The organism is Streptomyces sp. NPDC001822 (assembly GCF_042892135.1).
Classification (GTDB): Bacteria; Actinomycetota; Actinomycetes; order Streptomycetales; family Streptomycetaceae; genus Streptomyces.
Window position 1 is genome coordinate 15200 of sequence record NZ_JBIATW010000013.1, and the last position, 19908, is coordinate 35107.

The 19908-nt window shown below is 71.8% G+C and carries 20 protein-coding genes; 14 read left to right on the plus strand and 6 right to left on the minus strand.

The window, feature by feature from the left end:
• Positions 1–112: 112 nt before the first annotated feature.
• From rimO to ACFYY2_RS26285, 7 genes are all read left to right on the plus strand, one after another.
• Entirely contained in the window at positions 113–1591 is a 1479-nt protein-coding gene (gene rimO, locus ACFYY2_RS26255; RefSeq protein WP_388747160.1) for a 30S ribosomal protein S12 methylthiotransferase RimO, read from the plus strand.
• Positions 1588–2391, plus strand: a complete 804-nt coding sequence (pgsA, locus tag ACFYY2_RS26260) for a CDP-diacylglycerol--glycerol-3-phosphate 3-phosphatidyltransferase (RefSeq protein ID WP_388747163.1) — start codon at positions 1588–1590, stop codon at positions 2389–2391. The genes rimO and pgsA overlap by 4 nt, the downstream gene beginning before the upstream one ends.
• Entirely contained in the window at positions 2388–2900 is a 513-nt protein-coding gene (locus tag ACFYY2_RS26265) for a CinA family protein (protein ID WP_388747166.1), read from the plus strand. Before pgsA ends, ACFYY2_RS26265 begins: the two co-directional genes overlap by 4 nt.
• Before the next feature lie 109 nt (positions 2901–3009).
• Complete coding sequence (locus ACFYY2_RS26270) at positions 3010–3384, plus strand: helix-turn-helix domain-containing protein (protein ID WP_388747170.1); 375 nt, start codon at positions 3010–3012, stop codon at positions 3382–3384.
• 216 nt (positions 3385–3600) lie between these two features.
• Positions 3601–4071 (plus strand): DNA starvation/stationary phase protection protein, encoded by a 471-nt coding sequence (locus ACFYY2_RS26275; protein ID WP_327113843.1) that lies wholly within the window; start codon positions 3601–3603, stop codon positions 4069–4071.
• Positions 4072–4097: 26 nt separating this feature from the next.
• The gene (locus ACFYY2_RS26280) at positions 4098–4286 is read left to right on the plus strand and encodes a CsbD family protein (protein ID WP_388747174.1); all 189 of its coding nucleotides are present in this window, start codon (positions 4098–4100) and stop codon (positions 4284–4286) included.
• Positions 4287–4580: 294 nt separating this feature from the next.
• Positions 4581–4874, plus strand: a complete 294-nt coding sequence (locus ACFYY2_RS26285; RefSeq protein ID WP_388747177.1) for a hypothetical protein — start codon at positions 4581–4583, stop codon at positions 4872–4874.
• Here the strand turns inward: ACFYY2_RS26285 and ACFYY2_RS26290 are convergent.
• Positions 4871–5677: an Fpg/Nei family DNA glycosylase gene (locus ACFYY2_RS26290; RefSeq protein WP_388747180.1), complete on the minus strand. Its 807-nt coding sequence runs from the start codon at positions 5675–5677 to the stop codon at positions 4871–4873. The genes ACFYY2_RS26285 and ACFYY2_RS26290 overlap by 4 nt on opposite strands.
• A 57-nt stretch (positions 5678–5734) precedes the next feature.
• Positions 5735–10435 (minus strand): DEAD/DEAH box helicase, encoded by a 4701-nt coding sequence (locus tag ACFYY2_RS26295; protein WP_388747183.1) that lies wholly within the window; start codon positions 10433–10435, stop codon positions 5735–5737.
• Between the two features lie 101 nt (positions 10436–10536).
• On the opposite strand from ACFYY2_RS26295, the gene ACFYY2_RS26300 reads away from it, so the two are divergent.
• Genes ACFYY2_RS26300 through ACFYY2_RS26310 form a run of 3 tightly spaced genes read left to right on the plus strand, consistent with a single transcriptional unit; the run spans position 10537 to position 12495 of the window.
• On the plus strand, positions 10537–11400 hold the full coding sequence (locus ACFYY2_RS26300) for an AraC family transcriptional regulator (RefSeq protein ID WP_388747186.1): 864 nt from the start codon (positions 10537–10539) through the stop codon (positions 11398–11400).
• A 10-nt stretch (positions 11401–11410) separates the two neighbouring features.
• On the plus strand, positions 11411–12193 hold the full coding sequence (locus ACFYY2_RS26305) for an AzlC family ABC transporter permease (RefSeq protein ID WP_388747189.1): 783 nt from the start codon (positions 11411–11413) through the stop codon (positions 12191–12193).
• Complete coding sequence (locus tag ACFYY2_RS26310) at positions 12190–12495, plus strand: AzlD domain-containing protein (RefSeq protein ID WP_388747192.1); 306 nt, start codon at positions 12190–12192, stop codon at positions 12493–12495. Before ACFYY2_RS26305 ends, ACFYY2_RS26310 begins: the two co-directional genes overlap by 4 nt.
• Positions 12496–12505: 10 nt before the next feature.
• Here the strand turns inward: ACFYY2_RS26310 and ACFYY2_RS26315 are convergent, their stop codons facing one another.
• Positions 12506–13420, minus strand: coding sequence for a hypothetical protein (locus tag ACFYY2_RS26315; RefSeq protein ID WP_388747195.1), 915 nt, complete (start codon positions 13418–13420; stop codon positions 12506–12508).
• Positions 13421–13499: 79 nt separating this feature from the next.
• On the opposite strand from ACFYY2_RS26315, the gene ACFYY2_RS26320 reads away from it, so the two are divergent.
• The 4 genes from ACFYY2_RS26320 (at position 13500) to recX (ending at position 17309) form a co-directional block, all read left to right on the plus strand.
• On the plus strand, positions 13500–13694 hold the full coding sequence (locus ACFYY2_RS26320) for a DUF3046 domain-containing protein (protein WP_327113828.1): 195 nt from the start codon (positions 13500–13502) through the stop codon (positions 13692–13694).
• Between the two features lie 316 nt (positions 13695–14010).
• Positions 14011–15132 (plus strand): AI-2E family transporter, encoded by a 1122-nt coding sequence (locus ACFYY2_RS26325; RefSeq protein WP_388747588.1) that lies wholly within the window; start codon positions 14011–14013, stop codon positions 15130–15132.
• 323 nt (positions 15133–15455) lie between these two features.
• Positions 15456–16586, plus strand: coding sequence for a recombinase RecA (recA, locus tag ACFYY2_RS26330; RefSeq protein ID WP_388747198.1), 1131 nt, complete (start codon positions 15456–15458; stop codon positions 16584–16586).
• Between the two features lie 3 nt (positions 16587–16589).
• A complete protein-coding gene (gene recX, locus ACFYY2_RS26335; protein ID WP_388747201.1) occupies positions 16590–17309 on the plus strand; it encodes a recombination regulator RecX in 720 nt (239 codons plus the stop codon).
• Between the two features lie 467 nt (positions 17310–17776).
• Here the strand turns inward: recX and ACFYY2_RS26340 are convergent, their stop codons facing one another.
• The 3 genes from ACFYY2_RS26340 to ACFYY2_RS26350 all read right to left on the minus strand — a co-directional run bounded on the left by ACFYY2_RS26340 (position 17777) and on the right by ACFYY2_RS26350 (position 19835).
• The gene (locus ACFYY2_RS26340) at positions 17777–18442 is read right to left on the minus strand and encodes a hypothetical protein (RefSeq protein ID WP_388747591.1); all 666 of its coding nucleotides are present in this window, start codon (positions 18440–18442) and stop codon (positions 17777–17779) included.
• A 437-nt stretch (positions 18443–18879) separates the two neighbouring features.
• Positions 18880–19308: a rhodanese-like domain-containing protein gene (locus tag ACFYY2_RS26345; protein WP_388747204.1), complete on the minus strand. Its 429-nt coding sequence runs from the start codon at positions 19306–19308 to the stop codon at positions 18880–18882.
• On the minus strand, positions 19305–19835 hold the full coding sequence (locus tag ACFYY2_RS26350; protein WP_388747207.1) for a cysteine dioxygenase: 531 nt from the start codon (positions 19833–19835) through the stop codon (positions 19305–19307). The genes ACFYY2_RS26345 and ACFYY2_RS26350 overlap by 4 nt, the downstream gene beginning before the upstream one ends.
• Between the last annotated feature and the right edge of the window lie 73 nt (positions 19836–19908).

Sequence of the window (19908 nt, forward strand, 5' to 3'; positions counted from 1 at the left end):
CCCGAACCGCCGGCAGGTCACGCACGGTCCGGGCCGCCACCGCGACCGTCACTGCGCGTAGCGGGAACCCTGCTCGGTAGGGCGAGTGCCGGGACAAAGTAGTCTTGAGCCCATGCCCGAACGCCGTACCGTCGCCCTTGTCACTCTCGGCTGCGCCCGTAACGAGGTGGACTCGGAGGAGCTTGCAGGCCGCTTGGCAGCGGACGGCTGGGAGCTCGTCGAGAACGCCACGGACGCCGATGTCGCCGTCGTCAACACCTGTGGATTCGTCGAAGCCGCCAAGAAGGACTCCGTCGACGCCCTCCTCGAAGCCAATGACCTGAAGGATCACGGCAGAACCCAGGCCGTCGTGGCCGTCGGCTGCATGGCCGAGCGCTACGGCAAGGACCTCGCCGAGGCGCTGCCGGAGGCCGACGGAGTCCTCGGCTTCGACGACTACGCCGACATCTCCGACCGCCTGCAGACGATCCTCAACGGCGGTATCCACGCCTCCCACACCCCGCGTGACCGGCGCAAGCTGCTGCCCATCAGCCCTGCCGAGCGGCAGGACAGCGCCGTCGCGCTGCCCGGCCACGCCCAGGAGATCGCGCCGGCCCCCGCCGACCTGCCGGACGGTGTCGCACCCGTCTCCGGGCCGCGCGCCCCGCTGCGCCGCAGGCTGGGGACCAGCCCCGTCGCCTCCGTGAAGCTCGCGTCCGGCTGCGACCGGCGCTGCACGTTCTGCGCCATCCCGTCCTTCCGCGGGTCGTTCATCTCCCGCCGCCCCTCGGACGTCCTGGGCGAGACGCGCTGGCTCGCCGAGCAGGGCGTCAAGGAGGTCATGCTCGTCTCCGAGAACAACACCTCGTACGGCAAGGACCTCGGTGACATCAGGCTTCTGGAAACCCTTCTGCCCGAGCTCGCCGACGTCGACGGGATCGAGCGGATCCGCGTCAGCTACCTGCAGCCCGCGGAGATGCGGCCGGGACTGATCGACGTACTCACCTCCACGCCCAAGGTCGCCCCCTACTTCGACCTCTCCTTCCAGCACTCCGCCCCCGGGGTGCTGCGCGCGATGCGACGGTTCGGCGACACGGACCGCTTCCTCGAGCTCCTGGACACCATCCGGAGCAAGGCCCCCCAGGCGGGAGCCCGGTCCAACTTCATCGTGGGCTTCCCCGGCGAGACCGAGGCCGACCTGGCCGAGCTGGAACGCTTCCTCACCGGCGCGCGCCTGGACGCCATCGGCGTCTTCGGATACTCCGACGAGGAGGGCACCGAGGCCGTCGGTTACGAGAACAAGCTGGACGCGGACGTCATCGCGGAGCGTCTGGCGCACATCTCGCAGCTGGCCGAGGAGCTGACCTCGCAGCGGGCCGAGGAGCGGGTCGGCGAGACCCTCCAGGTGCTCGTCGAGTCGGTCGAGTCCGAGGAGGACGGGCCGGTCGCCGTGGGACGCGCCGCGCATCAGGCACCTGAAACGGACGGCCAGGTCGTCTTCACCGCACGCGAAGGGCTCGTGCCGGGCCGTATGGTCGAAGCGAAGGCAGTCGGCAGCGAGGGAGTGGACCTCGTGGCCGAACACCACGAGCTTGTGGAGGCAGCCAGATGACGGAAGCCCCGGCATCCGCGGCAGGCGGCTCCGGCGCGACGCCGGCGCACCGCGGCGGCAGGCTGGGTGCGGCGGCCGTCAACCAGGCCGGCCTGTGGAACATCGCGAACATCCTCACCATGGTGCGGCTGCTGCTCGTGCCGGGGTTCGTCGTGCTGCTCCTGCACGACGGCGGCTACGACCCGGCCTGGCGCTCGTTCGCCTGGGCCGCTTTCGCCATCGCGATGATCACCGATGTCTTCGACGGCCACCTGGCCCGTACGTACAACCTGGTCACCGACTTCGGGAAGATCGCCGATCCCATCGCGGACAAGGCGATCATGGGTGCGGCGCTGATCAGTCTGTCGTGGCTGGGCGACCTGCCGTGGTGGATCACGGCGGTGATCCTCTTCCGCGAGCTGGGGATCACCCTCATGCGCTTCTGGGTCATCCGGCACTCGGTGATCCCCGCCAGCCGGGGCGGGAAGATCAAGACCCTCGCCCAGGGCATCGCCGTGGGGATGTACGTCCTGGCACTCACGGGCCCCCTGGCGACCCTGCGCTTCTGGGTGATGATGGCCGCCGTGGTGCTCACCGTCGTCACCGGTCTCGACTACGTACGCCAGGCCTTCGTACTGCGGAGGCTGGGGCTCGCGGCGGAACACGCGGCGGCGACCGAGGCCGTCGCGGTGGCGGCGGACGACGCCGGCCGGGGTGTCTGCGCCACGGACGAACCGGCGGCCGGAGCCACCGCACCCGTCGTGGGGCCGCTGAGCGAGCCCGTCGTGGGGGGCCGGGGCGCCACCGAGGCCGAGCGGTGAGCTCCGGCGCGGAAGAGGTGCTGCGGCGGCTGGAGGAGCGCGGTGAGACGCTCGGCGTCGCCGAGTCCCTCACCGGCGGCCTCGTGGCCGCGGAGCTGACCTCGGTGCCCGGGGCCTCGCGGACCTTCCGCGGGTCCGTGACGGCCTACGCGACGCCCCTGAAGCGTGACCTGCTGGGGGTGGACGGGGCGCTCCTCGACGAGCGGGGCGCGGTGGACCCGGACGTCGCACGGGCCATGGCCGTCGGCGTGCGCCGGATCCTGGGCGCGGACTGGGGGGTCGCGACCACCGGCGTCGCGGGCCCCGAACCCCAGGACGGCAAGCCGGTCGGCACCGTCTTCGTGGCCGTCGCCGGGCCGGACGGTGTGCGGAAAGTAGCCGGGCTGAGGTTGAACGGCGGGCGGGCGGACATCCGTACAGAGAGTGTGCGGACCCTGCTCGAGCTGCTCTCCGGCGAACTCGGCGAAAATGCGAGGGCACAGGATACGGAACAGATCGGGGGGAATTGATGTTTGCAGCCCTGAGTGAACACGACATCGCTCCCCGCACGGCCGCAGCGCGAGGCGGTACGGTGGGGCGTGAAGGATGCGGCTACGCGGTCCGAGGAGGGAGCCACCGATGATTCTGCTCCGTCGCCTGCTTGGTGACGTGCTGCGTCGGCAGCGCCAGCGCCAAGGCCGTACTCTGCGCGAAGTCTCCTCGTCCGCCCGAGTCTCGCTCGGCTATCTCTCCGAGGTGGAGCGGGGGCAGAAGGAGGCATCCTCCGAGCTGCTCTCCGCCATTTGCGACGCGCTGGACGTACGGATGTCCGAGCTCATGCGTGAAGTGAGCGATGAACTGTCGTTGGCCGAGCTCGCCGAGTCGGCGGCGGCCACCGATGCGATGGCTGTGCCGGTACGCCCGATGCTGAACGCCGTCACCGTCGCCGGAGTGCCGGCGGGCCGGGTGACGATCAAGGCACCGGCCGAAGCGGTGGACGTCGTCGCCGCCTGACCGGCGCGTTTCACGTGCGCGAAAGGCCCCGGCCGACCCCTTTGCGGGTCGGCCGGGGCCTTTCGCGTACCGGTGTGTGCGGCGCCTTTCCCGGGGCAGGCGCGAGATGAGCCCGGAAGGCGGCTTTCGGGATCGGCTACCAGAATGACCGTTTCGCGCCATATGTGACATCGTGGACGGGTGGTACGTCGAACAGCTATCTGAACGGAGAAGTGGATGTCTGTCGTGAAGAGCGCTCTGTCCGAAGGTGACCGCAAGGTCGTGGGTGACGCACTGCAGGGTGCGCTGGTCGACCTCGTCGACCTCTCCCTCGTGGCCAAGCAGGTCCACTGGAATGTGGTCGGCCCGCGCTTCCGTTCCGTGCACCTGCAACTCGACGAGGTCGTGGACACGGCGCGACAGCACTCGGACACGGTGGCGGAGCGGGCTTCCGCGGTCGGCGTCAACCCCGACGGCCGTTCCCGCACACTCGCCAAGACCACCGCCATCGACGCCGTCCCGGAGGGGTGGATCAAGGACGTGGACGCGGTACGCGTGCTCGTCGACGCCCTGCGGGTGGTCATCGACCGTATGCGGGAGCGCATCGAGGCGACCGACGAGCCCGACCCCATCAGCCAGGACATCCTGATCACGCTCACGGCGGATCTTGAGAAGCACGCGTGGATGTTCCAGGCCGAGAGTGCCTGAGCTCGAACTCGAGGAAGGAATTCGCCGTGACGGACAAGAAGGCAGTGGACAAGCTCAAGGGCAAGGCCAAGGAGACCACCGGAAAGCTCACCGGAGACCGCCGCAAGGAGGCCGAGGGCAAGTCCGACCAGGCCAAGGCCAAGGCGGAAGGCGCCATGGGCGGGGTCGGGGAGCGCGCCAAGGGCGTGAAGGACTCCCTGGGCGACGACAAGTAGCGGAGAACGCCCACACGGTGCCCCCGAGGAACGCACGGTTCCCGGGGGCACCGGCATGTCCAGGGCGAACCCGTTCGGGAACGTCCGAACGTCCGCATGTCCGGGGGAGGCCGCGGGATGCAGGCGGCGCCCACCCGGGGGAGACTGCGGGGGAGGGCCGTGGTTCGCCGCTCCCCACGAAGACCTGGGACAGCGCGCAGACGCGCTGTCCGCGCGCCCCGCACGCCTGCGATGCACCGGTGCGCCCTCCCGAAGCGGATCAAGCCGTACTAGCGTCGGCCGGAGGAGGCAGCCATGGTGCGGCGATGGGTGCCCGTGCTCGTCCTCGGCGGCATGTGGTGGTGGGCGGTCCTGCGCCTCCTCCTCGAACCGGAGCACTCCGGACTCATGGAGGGCGCGGTCGCGGCCGGTGGATGGGGGCTCAGCCTCCTGCCCGTGCACGTGACGGCCACGAGGCGCCCGGACCGGGCCCCCGGCCGGCCGCGGACCTCGGGGCCGGAGCAGACCCCGGACGAGCCGCGGACCTGCATATCCGGCCCGCCTCCGACCGTGGATCGTCCGGGTGGTGCGGACGGCGGGCCGTTCTAGGCCGTGGGCCCCGGCTGGCATTGTGGACACCAGTAAACGGGCCGGTCATCGCGCTCCGCCCTCCTGATGGGCGTCCGGCAGCGCAGACAGGGGCGGTCGCCCCGGCCGTAGACGAAGAGACGTTCGCGCACCCTGCCGCGCGATACGGCGGCGACGGCACCCGTGGTGGTCCGCGTGGGACGGTCGCGATTGGCTTCCAGGAGCTGCTTGGCCGTGGTGACGAGACGCGTGGCCAGAGGCGGTGGGATCTCGCCCACGGGGAGCCACGGCGTCACACGGGCCATGAAGCAGAGCTCGCACATGTAGACGTTGCCGATGCCCGCGAGATTGCGCTGGTCCAGCAGTGCCTCACCCACGGGACGTGCCGGGTCGGCGAGCAGATTGCGCAGCGCGGTGTCCGGGTCCCAGTCGGACCCCAGCAGATCAGGGCCGAGATGACCGACGACCTGTTCCTCGTCCCGGGTCCTGAGCAACTCCAGTACGGGCAGCCGGTAGCCGACGGCCGTGTGCTCCGCCGTCGCCAGTACGGCGCGGATCTGGAAGGCCGGGCCACCCCGCCAGCGCTCGCCGGGGCCGTAGACACGCCAGGCGCCGTCCATGCGCAGATGGCTGTGGAGCGTGAAACCCTCCTCGAACCGGGTGAGCAGGTGCTTGCCCCGCGAGACGACGCCCAGCACCCTCCGGCCCGTGAGGTCCGACGTGGCGAACCGGGGGACCCGCAGGTCGAACCCGGTCAGCACCTGACCTGCCAGCGCGGTGTCGAGACGCCGTGCGGCCTGCAGGACCGTGTCACCTTCGGGCATGACTCCATGATGCGGGTTCGCCGCCTGACACGGCCCGGCCGGCGCCGTCGGGCCGCGTCACGCCCGCAGGCGCAGACCTCGCGGCGTGGCCAGGAAGCCCGCGGCCTCCAGGGTGCGGCCCAGCGGTGAGGTGAGGGAGGACGCCCCGTTCGTCCGCTCCACCGTGACCGTGCCGAGCGTCCCCGCCCGGGCCGCGGCGGCGAGGGCTTCGGCGGCCGCGCGAAGGGCGGGGTCGGCCGGATCGGCCGGCCAGGCCAGGAGGGACTTGCCGCCACGCTCCATGTACAGCGTCAGCTCGCCGTCGACGAGGACGACCAGGGCCCCGGCCTTGCGGCCCGGTTTGTGACCCGCGCCGTCCGGTGATTCCGGCCAGGGCAGAGCGGCGCCGTACGCGTTCGCGGGGTCGGCCGCGGCGAGGACCAGGGCGCGGGAGGCGGTGCCCGGTTCGGCCCGGTCGCGCGCGGTCGACGCCGCCCTGAGCCGGTCCACGGCACCGTCCATCGCGAACTGCGCCGCTCCCAGGCCCTCGACGACGTAACCGCGGCGAGCCTGCCCGCTGTCCTCGAACGCGGCGAGGATGCGGTAGACGGCCGAGAACCCGCCCTCGACGCCCTCGGCCTGCACGGCACCTCGGGTCACCACACCGTGGCGGTCCAGGAGGGTGCGCGCCAAGGCGTGTGCGCGATGGGTCGGTTCGGGCTCGGGCGGGGGCAGGAGCGACCACCGCCCCGAGACGGTCGGCGGCCCCGTGCGGGACGCGGGACGGGCCGCTGCGGTCAGCGACCCGTAACGCCCGCGCGGCACGTTGCGCTTCGCCCGGTGCGCGGTGGAACCCGCTGTGCGGCCGGAGCCGAGGAGGGACCGCAGGGGGGCGAGGGTGTCGTTGGTGAGGCGCCCCGACCAGACGAGGTCCCAGAGCGCGTCGGCCAGTTGCGGATCGGTGCAGTCCGGATGGGTGGTGGCGCGGACCTGGTCGGCGATCTGCCGGAAGAAGAGACCGTATCCGCCGGAGAGGACGGTGAGCACGGATTCGTGCAGCGCCGTCTGCTCCAACGGGTGGGGCGGCGGCAGAAGCAGGGGCGCGCTGTCGGCGAGGTAGAGCGACAGCCAGCCGTCCTTGCCGGGGAGGGCGCCCGCCCCCGCCCACACGACCTCGCCGGTGGTGGTGAGCTCGTCGAGCAGGGCCGGGTGGTATCCCGGGACCCGGCTCGGGAGGACCAGCTTCTCCAGGGCGGACGCGGGAACCGGGGCGCCCTGCAACTGCTCGATGGCGCGGGCCAGTCCGTCGATCCCGCGCAGGCTGTTGTCGCCGATGTGCTGCCACTGCGGAAGGAAGCCGGCCAGGGCCGCGGGCGGCACCGGCTCCAGTTCCTGGCGGAGCGCGGCCAGCGAGCGCCGGCGCAGCCTCCGCAGAACCGTCGCGTCGCACCACTCCTGGCCGATGCCGGCGGGATGGAACTCGCCCTGGACGACCCTGCCGGACGCGGCGAGTCTCTGAAGGGCCCCGTCCGTGACCGCGGTGCCGAGGCCGAAGCGCCGCGCCGCCTGAGCGGCGGTGAACGGGCCGTGCGTACGGGCATGACGGGCGAGCAGGTCGCCGAGCGGATCCTTCACCGGCTCGGTGAACGCCTCCGGCACGCCCACCGGGAGGGCGGTGCCGAGTGCGTCGCGCAGTCGTCCCGCGTCCTCGACGGCCGCCCAGTGGGGAGCGCCGCCGATACGGACCCGGATGGCCCGCCTGGCCGCCTCCAGCGCCGGCGCCCACGTCGATTCCGCACCGCGCTCGGCGAGTTCGGCGTCGGTGAGCGGACCGAGGACGCGCAGGAGGTCGGCGACACCCTCGGCGTCCTTGATCTTCCTGTCGTCCGTCAGCCACTGCAGTTCACGCTCCAGCTCACCGAGGACGTCGGCGTCGAGCAGCTCGCGCAGTTCCGCCTGGCCGAGGAGTTCGGCGAGGAGGTGGGAGTCCAGGGAGAGGGCCGCGGCCCGGCGCTCGGCGAGGGGTGAGTCGCCCTCGTACAGGAACTGTGCGACGTAGCCGAAGAGGAGCGAGCGGGCGAAGGGAGACGGTTCGGGCGTGGTCACTTCGACCAGGCGGACGCGCCGTGCCTCCAGGTCGCCCATCAGCTCCGTGAGACCCGGGACGTCGAAGACGTCCTGCAGGCACTCGCGGACGGCTTCGAGGACGATCGGGAACGAACCGAACTCCGAGGCCACCTGGAGCAGCTGTGAAGCACGCTGGCGCTGCTGCCACAGAGGAGTGCGTTTCCCGGGACTGCGCCGGGGAAGCAGCAGCGCACGCGCGGCGCACTCCCGGAACCGCGAGGCGAACAGGGCGGACCCGCCGACCTGATCGGTCACGACCTGACTGATCTCCCCCTTGTCGAAGACCACGTCTGCGGCCGCCACGGGTGGCTGGTCGCTGTCGTACCCCGCGGCGGGGAAGGCCGGGCCCTGATCGCCCGTGCCACCGCCACCCCCGCCGGTCTGCGCGGGGTCGAAATCGAGGAGGTCCAGACCCATCAGGTCGGCGTCGGGCAGCCGCAGGACGATGCCGTCGTCCGCGTGCATCACCTGCGCGTCCATGCCGTAGCGCTCGCCGAGCCGGGCGGACAGGGCGAGCGCCCAGGGGGCGTGCACCTGGGCGCCGAACGGAGAGTGCACCACGATCCGCCAGTCGCCCAGCTCGTCCCGGAACCTCTCGACGAGGACCGTCCGGTCGTCCGGGACATGACCGCAGGCACGGCGCTGCTCGTCCAGGTACGCCAAGATGTTGTCCGCCGCCCACGCGTCGAGCCCCGCGGCGAGCAGCCGGAGCCTGGCGTCCTCATTCGACAGTGCGCCGATCTCCCGGAGGAACGCGCCCAGCGCACGGCCCAGTTCGAGCGGCCGGCCCAGCTGGTCGCCCTTCCAGAACGGCAGCCGTCCGGGGACGCCGGGGGCCGGGGACACCAGAACCCGGTCCCTGGTGATGTCCTCGATCCGCCAGGACGTCGTGCCCAGCGTGAAGACGTCGCCGACCCGGGACTCGTAGACCATCTCCTCGTCGAGCTCGCCGACGCGGCCGCCGCCCTTCTTCGGATCGGCGCCCGCGAGGAAGACGCCGAAGAGCCCACGGTCGGGAATCGTGCCGCCCGAGGTGACGGCCAGCCGCTGTGCACCGGGACGCCCGGTGACCGTCCCGGCGACGCGGTCCCAGACCACCCGGGGGCGCAGCTCGGCGAAGGCGTCGGAGGGATAGCGCCCGGCGAGCATGTCGAGCACCGCGGTGAACGCGGACTCGGGGAGCGAGGCGAACGGGGCGGCACGGCGGGCGAGGGCCAGCAGGTCGTCGGCCTGCCAGCTGTCGAGCGCCACCATGGCGACGATCTGCTGGGCGAGCACGTCCAGCGGGTTGGACGGGATCCGGAGGGCCTCGATGGCCCCTTCGCGCATGCGCTCCGTGACGACTGCGGCCTGCACGAGATCGCCGCGGTACTTGGGGAAGACCACGCCGGTGGACACCGCCCCGACCTGGTGACCGGCGCGTCCCACCCGCTGCAGGCCGGAGGCCACGGACGGCGGCGACTCGACCTGGATCACCAGATCGACCGCACCCATGTCGATGCCCAGCTCCAGGCTCGAGGTGGCGACCACCGCGGGAAGTCTGCCGGCCTTCAGGTCCTCCTCCACCTGGGAGCGCTGCTCCTTGGAAACCGAGCCGTGGTGCGCGCGGGCGAGCAGGGCGGGTGCACCCCTGGCCGCTCCCGACTGGGCCATGATCTCGGCGGGGGAGTGGGCCTCGGGCAACGCCCCGACGCTCTCCGAGGGCTCCTCGAAGGCGGTGCCCGTCGCGCGCTCGTACGCGATCTCGTTGAGCCGGTTGCACAGGCGCTCGGCCAGCCGCCGGGAGTTGGCGAAGACGATGGTGGAGCGGTGCGCCTGGACGAGGTCGGCGATGCGCTCCTCGACATGCGGCCAGATGGACGGCTTCTCGGCCTGCCCGCCCTCGTCACCCGTCGCGGGGGAGCCGCCGAGCTCGCCGAGATCCTCCACCGGGACCACGACGGAAAGATCGAACTCCTTGGCGGAGGGCGGCTGGACGATGTCCACCTTCCGCTGCGGCGACAGGAACCGGGCGACCTCGTCGACCGGCCGGACCGTCGCCGACAGCCCGATCCGCCGTGCGGGCCTCGGCAGCAGCTCGTCCAGTCGCTCCAGGGACACGGCCATGTGCGCCCCGCGCTTGGTCCCCGCCACCGCGTGCACCTCGTCGATGATCACCGTCTCGACGCCGGAGAGCGCCTCCCGGGCCGACGAGGTGAGCATCAGGAACAGCGATTCCGGCGTGGTGATCAGGATGTCCGGAGGCCGTGTGGCCATCGAACGCCGCTCGGCGGGAGGCGTGTCGCCCGAGCGGATCCCCACGCGCACCTCCGGCTCGGGCAGCCCCAGGCGCACGGACTCCTGACGGATGCCGGTCAGCGGGGAGCGCAGATTGCGTTCCACGTCGACCGCGAGTGCCTTCATCGGAGACACGTAGAGAACGCGGCAGCGCTTCTTCGCGTCCGCGGGCGGCGGGACGGCCGCCAGCCGGTCCAGGGAGGCGAGGAAGGCGGCGAGCGTCTTGCCCGATCCGGTCGGGGCGACCACCAGCACGTCCGAACCCTCGGCGATCGCCCGCCAGGCACCCTCCTGCGCAGCGGTGGGCGCGTCGAAAGCGCCCGCGAACCAGCCGCGGGTCGCGGGCGAGAACGAGTCGAGTGCTGAACCGGCCATGCCCCCCATCGTGCACCCCGGCACCGACAACGGCCGGTGGGCGTGCCCGCACCCCGTCCCCGCGACTGCCTCGCACCGCCAGGACCTGCGAGAATACGGACATGGCGGAGGCGGACACCACGCGGGAGTGGGCGAGGCACTGGCAGTGCGCGGAGCTGCCGGACCTCGACCTGCTGCGCGCCAGGTACGTCCGCCACACCTTTCCGCGGCACAGCCACGAGGGCTACGTCATCGCCGCCGTCACCAGTGGCGTCGAGGACGTCGGGCTCCCCGGAGGCAGTCTGCGGGCGGGGCCCGGCACCGTGATCATGATCAATCCCGAGGTGCCGCACACCGCGCGCGCCGGAGCCGCCGAGGGATGGGTGTACGCCACCCTCTACCCCTCGGCGCGGGTGATAGACGGCATCGCCGCCGACACGACCGGCCTGCGCGGCACGGTCCGCTTCGCGGAGGCCGGTGTGCGCGACCCGCACACCGCCCGGCTCATCACGGAGGTCCACCGCGCCGCCGAGGAGGGCAACGCGCTGGCCGCCGACAGTGTCCTGCGCGTGCTGGTCGCCGGGCTGCTCGACCGGCACGGCAGAGTGCCGCAGACCAGGGTGTCGCACTCCGCCGGAGCCCGTGACGCGGCCCGCGCCCGCGCGGTGCTGGAGGAGCGGATGGAACGGCCGCCGACCCTTGAGGCACTCGCCGCCGAGCTCGGCACCAGCCCCTTCGCGCTGCTGCGGGCCTTCAAGAAGCGTTACGGGATGCCTCCGCACACCTGGCTCACCGACGCGAGGGTGCGCCGCGCGCGGCGCATGCTCGACGCCGGATCCGCACCGGCGGACGCCGCGGTCGCGGTCGGCTTCACCGACCAGCCCCATCTCAACCGGCACTTCACCCGCATCGTCGGCGTGCCCCCCGGGGCCTACCGGCGCGAGCGCGCAAGAACGTACAAGACCGCCGGGGACCCCCGCCCGTAGCGTTCCGGGCGTGGCAGAACAGACAGCACCCCCGCAGAACACCGGCGCCGGCGATCCACCGGGCGCGGCCGGGGCCAAGCCCGACTCCGCGGTCGTCAGGGACGCACTCGGCGTCGGCATAGCCGTGGGCCTCTCCGGATTCGCCTTCGGCGTGACCTCGGCGGGCTCCGGACTGACCCTTCTCCAGACCTGCGCCCTGAGCCTTCTCGTCTTCACCGGCGCCTCGCAGTTCGCCCTGGTGGGCGCCCTCGCGGCGGGCGGGAACCCCTACACCGCGGCGGCCGGGGCGTTCTTCCTGGGCATCCGCAACGCCTTCTACGGGCTGCGCCTGTCCCAGCTCCTCGCCGTTCCGGGAATGCTGCGCCCGTTCGCCGCCCAGTGGGTCATCGACGAGACGACGGCGGTCACCCTGGGGCAGCCCACCAGGAGGGCCGCCCGCATCGGGTTCACGGTCACGGGGCTCAGCCTCTACGTCCTGTGGAACCTGACCACGCTGGCCGGCGCCCTCGGCGCCGAGGCACTGGGCGACACCGAGGCCTGGGGCCTGGACGCGGCGAGTCCCGCCGTGTTCCTCGCCCTGCTCGCCCCGATGCTCAGGAGCACCACGGAGCGTGTGACGGCGGGCCTCGCGGTTCTGCTGGTCCTCGGGCTCCTGCCCGTCCTCCCGGCGGGCGTGCCCGTGCTCATGGCCGCACTCGCGGCGCCCGTCGTCCTCTTCCTGAAGGGGCGCGGCCACGACGCCCGGGGCGGCACAGTCACCGAGGACACGACGACGCCCCGGGAGGGCCGATGAACATCTGGATCGCCGTCGGGCTCACCGCCGCGGGCTGCTACCTCGCGAAGCTCCTGGGCCTGCTCGTCCCCGCCGGAGTGCTGGAACGCCCCCTGGTGCAGCGACTGGCGGCACTCCTGCCGGTGGCACTGCTCGCGGCCCTCACCGCCCAGCAGACCCTCGGCGACAGTCGGCAACTCGTCCTGGACGCCAGGGCAGCGGGCCTCGCCGCAGCCGCTCTGGCTCTCGTCCTGCGTGCTCCCTTCCTGGTCGTCGTCGGTGCCGCCGTCGTGGTCACCGCGGCCGGCCGCGCCCTCTTCTGAGGCGTGACGGTCAGCGAAGAGCGCGCCCGTACGCCCGCAGCGTCTGCAACGCCCTGAGCGTCACGATGGGACGGCCCTCCAGGGCCGTCCCGGGGGCCCACTGCCGCCAGTCCACCGGCCAGCCCCCGTCCTCCTGCTGCTCCGCCGCCAGGTGGTCCAGCGCGCTCTCCAGCTCGTCGGCGGTGAACCAGCGCCGGGCCAGGGACCCGGGAGTGCGGGCGTAGTCGTACGGGAAGTGATGCTCCCCCGGGGCGTAGCCGGGAGAGACCGGGTACTCGGACCTCCGGCCCGGATCCAGCACCACCAGCCGCTGCTCGCGCACCAGCCGGCCGAGGCGTTCGGCGGCGGACTCCGCCCGCGCCCGGTCCGGCACACCGTCCAGGAAGGCGACGGCCGCCTCGATCTCGTACGGGTGCGACTGCTCCAGTGCCTCCACGGCGGCCCAGCAGAAGTCCGTGGCCCGGAAGAGCCAGGCGTGCCAGACCTGATTGCGGTGCAGCAGCCCGGCCACGGGGCCCGTCGCGAGGAGCTCGGCGGGCGGGTCGTCGACGACGGGGATGAAGGGTGCGGCGGGATAGCCCCGCTGCGAGGGATGCAGCGCGGGCAGCGCACCCTCCTTGGTCGACACGTCGGTCAGATAGCGGCAGATCCGCTCCACGCGCAGACCGCCGCAGCGATCGATCGAGTCGAGGACGCTCAGCGCGTGAGCCGTGTGCAGCGGCTGGCTCACCGGCCCTCTGAGGTCGGGTTCGAGCGCGTGACCGTAGCCACCGTCCTCGTTCCTGTAGGCGGCGAGCGCGGTCTCGACGGCGTCCGCACTCCCTCGCAGGAAAAGATGCGCGAACCGCCGCTGCTCGAGGACGCGTGCGGTGAGCCAGATGAACTGCTCGGCCTGGGCGAGGGGGCTTGCTCCGGTTCCAGCCATGGACCGACCGTAGGGGCGAACCGTCGCCGGCAGTGCCCACCCGGCCCGTCTGCACTCTCAGGAGCGGGATACTGAGGGCATGCGGTTGACGATTTTCTGGGAACGGATGGCAGACCACTTCGGCGAGGCCTACGCCGAGTCCTTCGCGCGCGACCATGTCATGGCCGAGCTCGGGGGCCGCACGGTGCACGAGGCCCTGGCCGCCGGCTGGGAGACGAAGGACGTCTGGCGGGGTGTCTGCTCCGCGGTGGGCATCCCCGCCGACAAGCGCTGACGCACGGGGCGGTCTTCCGCCGCGCGCACCGACCTTTCCGTCGGCATCCCGCCGGGGCACCGCCGCTCAAGCCAGTGCCCCGGCAGGCGCTGAAGGCCACGGACTGGATCTCGTCGGCAGGCACTGACCCCCGGCCCCCGGGGTCGCGCGCGTCGCGGGCGTCGGCGGTCGGCCCGCGCGATCCGCTGTCAGCGCGGTGCGCGAGACTTGTCCCGTGGCACCGACAGACGACACCGCCCAGACCCAGCCGCCCGCCGCGCCGTCCGTCCCGCCGGCCGCACCATCCGGTGCGCCGACGGGGACCGGCTCCGCCCGCATGCCCCGGTGGCTCCCGCGTGCCATGGTCATGGCGCTGGCGCTCTACGGATGCTTCCGGCTGGGCAGCTGGGCGTTCGACCAGCTCATCGGGCTGCTCATCAACATCCTCATCGCCTTCTTCCTGGCGCTGGCGATCGAGCCCGCCATCAGCCGTATGGCAGGGCGTGGGATGCGCAGGGGGCTCGCGACCTTCCTGGTCTTCCTGGGCGTCCTGATCGCGGGCATCGGATTCGTGGTGCTGCTGGGCTCCATGCTCGCGGGCCAGATCGTCGACATGGTCGACGAGTTCCCGAAGTACCTCGACTCGGTGATCAACTGGGTCAACCAGACCTTCCGCACGAAGCTGTCGCGGGTCGAGGTGCAGGACAGCCTGCTGCACTCCGACTGGCTGCAGAAGTACGTGCAGAACAGTGCGACCGGAGTGCTCGACGTCTCCACCACCGTGCTGGGCGGACTGTTCCGGCTGCTGACGATCTTCCTGTTCTCCTTCTACTTCGCCGCGGACGGCCCCCGGCTCAGGCGCGCTCTGTGCTCCGTGCTCCCGCCCTCCCGGCAGGCCGAGGTGCTGCGCGCCTGGGAGATCGCGGTCGACAAGACCGGCGGCTACATATACTCCCGCGGGCTGATGGCGCTGATCTCCGGTGTGGCGCACTACATCCTGCTCGTCGTCCTCGGGGTGCCGTACGCTCCCGCGCTCGCCGTCTGGGTCGGCCTCGTCTCGCAGTTCATCCCCACGATCGGCACGTATCTCGCCGGTGCGCTGCCCATGCTGATCGCTTTCACCGTGGACCCCTGGTACGCGCTGTGGGTCCTCGGGTTCGTCGTGGTCTACCAGCAGTTCGAGAACTACGTCCTGCAGCCGAAGCTCACCTCCAGGACCGTCGACATCCACCCGGCGGTCGCCTTCGGATCGGTGGTCGCCGGGACCGCGCTGCTGGGCGCGGTCGGGGCGTTGATCGCCATTCCGGCCGTCGCGACGCTGCAGGCCTTCCTGGGCGCCTACGTGAAGCGCTATGACCTGACCGACGATCCGAGGATGCACGGCGGCCACCGCCTGCGCCGTGGCGTACCGCTCCTGGAGAGGGTGCGGAGTGCGGTGCGGGGCGCGGACGGGGAGTGAGGCGGTGTCCTGCGGGCAGGAACCGGTCATCCGCCCGCAGGACGGGTTCTGGATGCCCTGTCGGGTCTCACCGGCTCATGTCACGGATAATTGACTTGTCTGTTTTGGGTCGTTTCGAGTGCCCGCTCCCTCTCGTGGCGATCCCGGCGCGGTGCGCTTGACACTAAAATCGAACATCCATTCTTATGGGATTCCGGCCGGGTTTTCCCGGGCCCGACCGTGGAGTTGTCCACAGGCCGGGAGGACGTCGAGGCCCATTGTCAGTGGCAGGGGTTAGCGTCTGTGACGTGAAGCGATCGACTCAAGCAAATCGGGTGGAACCCATGGCAGGAACCGACCGCGAGAAGGCGCTGGACGCCGCACTCGCACAGATTGAACGGCAATTCGGCAAGGGCGCGGTGATGCGCCTCGGTGAGCGGCCGAACGAGCCGATCGAGGTGATCCCCACCGGGTCCACCGCGCTCGACGTCGCGCTCGGCGTCGGCGGTCTGCCCCGCGGCCGCGTGGTGGAGGTGTACGGACCGGAGTCCTCCGGCAAGACGACGCTGACGCTGCACGCCGTGGCGAACGCGCAGCGGCTCGGCGGCTCGGTGGCGTTCATCGACGCGGAGCACGCCCTCGACCCGGAATACGCGAAGAAGCTCGGCGTCGACATCGACAGCCTCATCCTCTCGCAGCCGGACAACGGCGAGCAGGCGCTGGAGATCGTCGACATGCTGGTCCGCTCCGGTGCGCTGGACCTGATCGTCATCGACTCCGTCGCGGCCCTGGTGCCCCGTGCCGAGATCGAGGGCGAGATGGGTGACTCGCACGTGGGTCTGCAGGCCCGTCTGATGAGCCAGGCACTCCGCAAGATCACCAGTGCGCTCAACCAGTCCAAGACCACGGCCATCTTCATCAACCAGCTCCGCGAGAAGATCGGGGTCATGTTCGGCTCCCCGGAGACCACGACCGGTGGCCGGGCGCTGAAGTTCTACGCCTCTGTGCGTCTGGACATCCGCCGTATCGAGACCCTCAAGGACGGCACCGACGCAGTGGGTAACCGCACCCGCGTCAAGGTCGTCAAGAACAAGGTCGCGCCGCCGTTCAAGCAGGCCGAGTTCGACATCCTCTACGGCCAGGGCATCAGCCGTGAGGGCGGCCTGATCGACATGGGCGTGGAACACGGCTTCGTCCGCAAGGCCGGCGCCTGGTACACGTACGAGGGCGACCAGCTCGGCCAGGGCAAGGAGAACGCCCGCAACTTCCTCAAGGACAACCCTGATCTCGCCAACGAGATCGAGAAGAAGATCCTCGAGAAGCTGGGCGTCGGCGTCCGTCCGGACGAGTCGTCCGCGGAGCCCGCGGCCGATGCCGCGGCCGCCACGGGTGCTCCTGCCGACGCGGCTGCCAAGTCGGTCCCGGCTCCCGCGACCAAGGCCAAGCCCGTGAAGGCCACGGCGGCCAAGAGCTAGGCGATGACGCGTCGCACGGAATGGCCGGGTGCTGAAGCCGGCACGGCCCCCGGCCCCGAGTACGCCGCAGACGTCTCCGGGTCCCCCGCGGAGCCCGGTCGGGGGGCCGGGTTCGGCGAGGGGGCGGGACGGCGTTCGCGCTCCCGTTCCGGAGGCGGCGGTTCCTCCTCATCGAGGGCCGAGAAGCCGAGGGCCGAGAAGCCGAGGGCCGAGAAGGGGGAGCCGCGCGACCCGGTCGAGCAGGCGCGCAACATCTGCCTGAGGCTGCTGACCGGGACTCCGCGTACGCGTAAGCAGTTGGCGGACGCCCTGCGCAAGCGGGAGATCCCCGACGAGGCGGCGGAGGAAGTGCTGTCGCGGTTCGAGGACGTGGGGCTGATCAACGACGCGGCGTTCGCGGACGCCTGGGTCGAGTCCCGGCATCACGGCAGAGGGCTCGGCCGCCGTGCCCTCGTGCGGGAGCTGCGTACCAAGGGGGTGGACTCCGCGCTGATCGACGAGGCGGTCGGGCAGCTCGACTCCGATCAGGAGGAGGAGACCGCCAGGGAACTCGTGGCGCGGAAACTGCGCTCGACCAGAGGGCTGGACCGAGACAAGCGGATTCGCAGGCTCGCGGGCATGCTGGCGCGCAAGGGATATGGCGAGGGAATGGCCCTGCGCGTGGTGCGCCAGGCCTTGGAGGCCGAGGGGGAGGACACCGAGGGGCTGGACGAGCCCTTCTGAGCGGGGGCGGAGCGAACGGCGGGTCGGGCCGACGGCGGGGGCGGAGCGAGCGGCGGGCCTGGCCGAACGCGAACCCGGGGCGGTGCGGGTCCGTCGACCGCATGCGCCAGGCGGGGCAGGCAGCTGCACGGGGCGCCAGGTGGGGGCAGGGGAGTGGGTGCATACAGGACGCGGGTCGCGCCGCTCGGGGGCGACGGGCTTCGAGCCCATCGAGGGGCTCGAAGCCGAATAAGCCGGCGATAGCCGAATTAGGCGGCGATATACGCGCACGGCCTGACGAGCCTGCCTGCGGCGGTGGCGGAGGGGGCCACCGCCGCAGGGCCGAGCGTTCGGCTCCGAGGGGCGGATGCCGATCCGAGGGGAGATGCCGAGGGCTGGATGCCGATGGTCGGACGCCGACGGTTGGATGCCGGCGAGTGGACTCGGTCACAGTGTCGCGGAATGCCCCAGGGCGTCTCCAGGAGAGGTCATTCGCCTGCCAGTGAAGCCCGCCGGATGGTCGCGTCGATGAGGGCGAGCGCATCGTCGGCGGTGCGGCCGGGGTGCCGGTTCCAGGGACCGATCAGATCGGTCCAGCCCTGCGAGCGCAGCTCTGTGATCATCCAGGCGCCGGCGCGGTCCACGGTCCGGAGAGAGCCGTAGCCGAGCCGGTGGGCTGTCAGCATGGCCCCGCAGACGCAGCGCGCACCACGTGCGTTGCGCAGGCGGTAGGGGGTGTTCTGCCAGCCCCATTCCGTCAGGATCTGCCGGGCGTGGCCGAGGTGGGTCGAGGGGCGTACGTCGGGCTGTCCGATTCGGCGCCAGGCGTGCAGGTGGTCGGGCAGCAACGCACCGAGGCGCCCGGGAAGCCTGCGCGCGCCTGTCGGCGGTGTCGGCGCCGCGGGCAATGTCCGCAGGGAATCCTCCACCAGTCGCTCGACGGGCACCGACAGAAGATCCCGCCAGTCGGAAGCGTCGGAAGATTCGGAAGGGGGTGCGGGCCGCGCCTTGTCATGCGGTGCGGCGGGCGCCGGGTACCGGCGCTCGGGAGGGAGGGGATCCGCCCCAGCGACCGTGCGACCTGCCTCCACCTCGTCGGCGCCCGCACGCGTGGTCACCATGGCCGCACGCGTGGCCAACGGGACCGCATGCATGGCCAACGGGACCGCGCGCGTGGCCCTCCGGACCGTGGGCAGCGTCTCCGCTCCGGATACCGCGTCCAGGGCCTCGACTCCGGGCAGTTCGTCCTCGGACGCCGGCAGTGGTCCCGAGCGTTCGGGGCCGCCCGGGCACTCGCCCTCGGGGGCAGCGACCTCCCAGCCCGTGACGATGCGCTGCCACGCATCCGTGTCATGGAGCCGGGAGGCTTGTGCGTCGAGCTGATCCGGGGTGAGCTGGGCGGTATCCATCAACGCGACATCTCCGTACATTCCGGTCCTCAGTGATGAGGTGAATGTCGGCTTCGCGCGCTGACAGCTCCACCGGAGAGCAGCGTTCGGGTGTGTCGGGGAGGCATTCGGGCCTTTTCGGCAGCCGGAGGGCCGGGCGCGAGGCCACGGGCCTCCCCGGTCTGCGAGCCCGTAGGGTCGGGTCAGGGTGCGGTGGGCTGTCCGGGAGTGACGGGGAGTCCTGCGGTGCGCCATGCCTGGAAACCGCCGGTGAGGTCCGTGGCCCGGTGCAGTCCCAGTTGGTGCAGTGAGGCGACGGCGAGGCTCGACGCGTAACCCTCGTTGCAGATGATCACGATGCGGAGGTCGTGGCTGACCGCCTCGGGGGCGCGGTGGCTGCCCCGGGGGTCGAGGCGCCACTCGAGTTCGTTTCGCTCGACGACCAGTGCGCCGGGGATCAGTCCGTCCCTCTCGCGCAGGGCCGCGTAGCGGATGTCGACGAGCAGCGCGCCCTCCCCGGCTGCGGCCGCGGCCTCTTCGGGGCTGATCCGGGTGTAGCCCGCCCGGACCCGGTCCACCAGGTCGTCGATGCCGAGCGGCTCCTGCGGACGGTTCCGGCCGTCGACGCTCACTGCCAGTCCTCCGGGCGTTCGGTCTGCTCGAGTCGGAGTACAGCGCCCGTACGGCTGAACCGTCGGATCTGCGGAAGGGGCGGGTAGTACGCGTGCACGGAAACGGCGTGCTCGTGTCCGGACTCGTTCAGCACCTCGTGCACGTGGTGCCGGCCGAAGGCCCGGCCCTGGCCGGTGGCCAGCCGACGCGTCCGGTCGATGTCCTCGTTGAGTTCGAGGGTCTTCCAGCCGCCGGCGGGGAGGCGTGCGGCGAGTGAGTGCTCCCTGAGCGTGCCCGCTGCCACGGTGAAGGCTCCCGTCGACTCGGCGTGGTCGTGCCAGCCGGTGCCGGTGCCGGGAGGCCAGGCGATCAGCCACGCCTCACTGCCACCGGGCCCCTCCAGCCGCAGCCAGGTCCGCCCCTCGGGGTCGAGGGGGAGCGAGGCGACGAGCGCGGTGTCCTCCGCGGTCCGGCGGACGAAGGCGAGCAGTTCCGCGGCGGTCGGGGCCGGGACCCGCACGTCGGCGGCGGACGCAGTACCGCTCACGCCGAGCGCGCTACCGGCGGTGGGATCAGCGACGCCGGCACCCGCCGTCGGGGCTGCGGCCGAGGCATCGGGG